The sequence below is a fragment of the Microbacterium sp. Bi128 genome (genome assembly GCF_918698205.1).
The window spans coordinates 1-3,178 of record NZ_CAKKMM010000544.1 but is presented as its reverse complement, the minus strand read 5'-3'; the positions used below and the strand labels follow the sequence as shown (position 1 = coordinate 3,178).

The 3,178-nt window shown below is 66.5% G+C and carries 3 protein-coding genes; all 3 read right to left on the bottom strand.

Annotation, left to right across the window (positions count from 1 at the left end; genetic code table 11):
* Positions 1–243: 243 nt before the first annotated feature.
* Positions 244–867: a DUF305 domain-containing protein gene (locus LQV45_RS22615; protein WP_230008920.1), complete on the bottom strand. Its 624-nt coding sequence runs from the start codon at positions 865–867 to the stop codon at positions 244–246.
* Positions 868–1,628: 761 nt separating this feature from the next.
* Positions 1,629–3,080, bottom strand: a complete 1,452-nt coding sequence (locus LQV45_RS22610) for a multicopper oxidase family protein (protein ID WP_230008919.1) — start codon at positions 3,078–3,080, stop codon at positions 1,629–1,631.
* 8 nt (positions 3,081–3,088) lie between these two features.
* Positions 3,089–3,178: SHOCT domain-containing protein (locus tag LQV45_RS22605; protein WP_230008921.1), on the bottom strand; the 90-nt coding region annotated here is incomplete at its 5' end.

Below are 3,178 nucleotides of genomic sequence, written 5' to 3'. Positions count from 1 at the left end.
AAACCGCACTCGGGGCAGGGCCGCGACAGGACCCAAGTCCAGTCCTTGGAATCCGGAATGATAGGCATTCCAGCAGTGTAGGTGCATTTGTTCCGCCGGGCATCCCGACCCGTCGCTGCAGCCGGTGCGGCACCCAGGTACGAGGCCAAAGCAGCACCGCCGTCGGCCGATGCTTTGACGACGTCGGCCGTGGCCGCCCAGTTGACGGCCCCGGTCCGAAGACGGACCGGGGCCGGGACGCTGCTAGAGGCTGGCCAGCAGGTCCTTCATCTCCTGGATTTCAGCTTCCTGGGCGGTCACGATTGCCTTGCTGAGGCTGATGGCGTCCGAGTTCTTGCCTTGGCTGCTTTCAGTCTTGGCCATCATCACCGCGCCCTCGTGGTGGGCGATCATCTGGGCCAGGAACAGCTTGGCCGCGTCGTTGCCCTGGGCGGCGTCGAGCGTCTTGAGGTCGTCGTCGCCCATCATCCCGTCGCCCATGCCATGGCCGGACCCCATCTGGGTGGGTTCGTTCCAGGTCTTGAGCCAGCCCGTCATCTGCGCGATTTCGGGTGCCTGTGCGGCCTTGATCTTGGTGGCGAGTGCGGTGATCCGCGCGTCCATGCCCTGTTTCCTGAGCATCATGTCGCTCATTTCCACGGCCTGGGCGTGGTGCGGAATCATCCCTTGGGTGAACATGGTGTCTGCCGCGTTGTGGCCTGCGGTTGCGGGGGCTGAGCTGGATGCCATGCCCATGCCGCCGCTGACCATGCCCGGCATGGTGTTAGTGGGTGTGCTTCCGGAGGTGCCGGCGCAGCCGGCAAGGGCGATGGCGGCGGAAATGCCGAAGGCAGAAATTGTGGCAGAAATGGTCAGGGTTTTCTTCATGGGGTCAAGTCCTTCAATCATCAATCGGCGTTGTGGCACGCCTGCGGATGACACGCCCGCGCCGCTGGAAGAACGGGATGGAGCGTGTCGGGTAAGTAGGGACGCCGGGCACGACACGGCGCGATCCCGTCTTACGTCCGGCTGATGGACAGATCGCCCGGCGAAGGACTTGCGGGGCGATAGAAGTAGGCCCTGACGGCGGCGTCGCCGTGCGTGTCCGGGTTGTGCATTGAGGCCGGTGCCGTGCCAGGCGGGGGCGCGGCCAGGGACGTCATTGCCGCCGAGGGCACACAGGCCGAGTGCATTGACGCAGCGTCGGCGCAGTTCGATTGGCATACGCACGAAGCCGCTGGGGCAGCGGCCCGGCTGTCGGCCGTCAGGTCGGGACCGGCTGGGGTCGCAGGGCGCGGAGCCAAGGAGTCATGGCCCATGGTGCGCTCTTGCAGGGCATGGGCGGCCGGATGAGGTGCGAGGCCGGTCTCCGGCCGGGAAGACGACCCCGCGGTTTCCGCGGAGGATGTCACCGCGGTCATGGCATGAGCGCCATGCATTCCGGTCATGATGTGCATCCCGAGGAATCCAGCCATGACGGCCAGCAGGCCCACTAGCAGGAATCCGCGGCGAAGGGCGGTTGCGGCATGGCCCATGAAAGCTGCGGCCATGGCATTCTCCCTCCGGTTGGCAGTGTTGGACGGTAGCCAGGTTAAGGCTACAGGCTGCGCATTGGCCGGGCCGTCGTCGGGATACTTGCTCCCGCTGGGCTAGCGGACTTCGATGACGCCCATCATTCCTTGGTCCTCGTGGTCCAGGATGTGGCAGTGGTACACGGAGCGGCCGGTGAAATCCTTGAAGTGGATCCGGACCTGCACCTGTCCGTTGGCGGGTATGTTGACGACGTCACGCCAGACGGGCTGGCCCGGCGCCTGCCTCTGTTCTTCGATGATCTGCATCGGCCAGACGTGCAGGTGGAAAGGATGGTCCATCGGGCTGGGATTGATCAGGGTCCACTCCTCCACCGTCTGCGCGGCCACGGTGGTGTCCGTCCGGCTTGCGTTGAATTCACGGCCGTTGATGGTGAAAGTCATTCCCATCCCCATCCCCATACCGCCGACGGCCAGGGTCAGCTGCCGGCGGGCGGCAACGGCCGCGGTCCTCAGGTCTGCCGCTGCGGGCCGGGCCGGCACGGCCGGAGGAGGAGCGGCCGGGGCGCCGGAGACCGAGAGGGTCGCCAGCACGAGATCCCCTGTGCCCTGGGCGCCGTTGGGGGCTGGCCCTGCCGGTCCCATCATGCCGGCCATGCTGCCACGGTTGTAGTAGACGGCAGCGAGAGTGGCGTCACCCTCGACAGCTGTGACCAGGACATCTGCACGGTTGCCCGGCGCCAGCAGCACCTCGTCCACGTTCCGGGGTTCGGGGAAGCGGCCGGAATCCATGCCGAGGAGCTGCATCTGCTGCCCGTCCAGGCGCAGCTGCAGGTAGCGGGCCACGCAGGTGTTCACGATCCGCCACCGCTCACGCTCGCCCGGCCGGGCGGAAAGTTTCGGGTTGCTTTGGCCGTTGACCAGGACAAGTTCACCTTCCCGGCCGAGCATTCGGTCCATGGGCGAGGGGCCGGCGACGGTTCCGGAGCCGTCCAGGGTGATGTCAGAGACGACCATCACCCGCTCGCGGCTGACGTCCACGGGCTGTGCGTCCTCGACGATGATCGCACCGAACAGGCCGGCGAAAATCTGATCGGCGACCATGCCGTGATGGTGGGGGTGGTACCAGTACACGCCGGGCGGGTGGTCCGCAGGGAGCCGGTACTCGTAGCGGAACGAGTGGCCGGGCTCGACGACGTTGAAAACGTTGTCTCCGTTGCCCTGGGGTGAAACGTGGAGTCCGTGGACGTGCAGGTTTGTCGGGACGTCCATGCTGTTTACCAGCTCGACGGCGAACACGTCTCCACCCCTCAAACGCAGGGTTGGGCCGGGGATTCCGCCGTTGTAGCCAAGCGCCGAGGCCTGCTGGCCGCCGAGCTGCACTGAGCCAGCGGACGCTTCGAGCCGGACCTGCAACTGTCCGTTGCTGCTGCGCAGCTGCTTCGGCTCGGTGAAGTCTCCGCCCGCGACGGACGCGAACCGGGAACTGACCGTCCACCAGAGCCCGGCTCCGCCGGCGGCTATGGCTGCCGTGCCGACGCCGCCCAGCAGGAGCGCGTTCCGGCGGCTCATTGGGAGCACTATTGGTCCTCGCCGAGAACCTTTAGCTGCTCGCGGTATTGCTCCGCCGTCAGTTCACCCCGGGCAAAGCGTTCATCGAGGATCTGCCG